The sequence below is a fragment of the Staphylococcus sp. HMSC34G04 genome (assembly GCF_001838765.1).
GTDB lineage: Bacteria > Bacillota > Bacilli > Staphylococcales > Staphylococcaceae > Staphylococcus > Staphylococcus epidermidis.
The window spans coordinates 1-722 of the sequence record NZ_KV838724.1 but is presented as its reverse complement, the minus strand read 5'-3'; the positions used below and the strand labels follow the sequence as shown (position 1 = coordinate 722).

Below are 722 nucleotides of genomic sequence, written 5' to 3'. Positions count from 1 at the left end.
AAACGGGAACTTAATAAAAACACCATGTTCTAGGCTATTAATTCTCTGTATTTTACAGGGGCTAAGTAGCCTAGTTTTTGTTGAATTCGATTATTATTATAGTTTTTAATGTACTTTTCGACAATATCTATTACAATATGATTAGAGCGATTAAGCTCATTATTGATGTAAAAAGTTTCAGACTTTAGCGAGGAATGGAAACTTTCTATCGGGGCGTTATCGGCAGGTGTTCCCTTTCGGGACATACTTCTGATAATGCCTTTTTCTTCGCACAATTGATAATAAGCATAAGATGTATAAACGCTGCCTTGATCACTATGTAATATACAACCCTCAGGTATATCGATTTGATTTAATGTATCATTAACTAAACTTTGGTCTTGTTTATCATCTATTTTATACGCCACAATTTCTCCGTTATAAATATCCATTATCGAAGATAAATACAACATAGAATGACCAAATGGTAAATAAGTAATATCGGTTGTTAATACTTCCATTGGACAACTCGCTTTAAATTGTCTTTGTAATAAATTGTCCGTTTTATAATACGGTTTACCTATTCTTGTCGTCTTTTTAGGTCTAACTCGGCAGTTCAAATGATGCTTCTGCATCATTCTCTGTACTCTCTTATGATTAATTGGTGATGTATAACATTGATTAATCAATGCTGTAATCTTACGATAACCGTAGGTATAGTGGTTAGCTTTACATAATTCAAT

Annotated in this window: 1 protein-coding gene; it reads right to left on the bottom strand. The window is 32.3% G+C overall.

Annotation, left to right across the window (positions count from 1 at the left end; all coding sequences use genetic code 11):
• Positions 1 to 29: 29 nt before the first annotated feature.
• On the bottom strand, positions 30 to 722 hold a 693-nt coding region (locus HMPREF3241_RS05000; protein WP_070853496.1), incomplete at its 5' end, for an IS3 family transposase.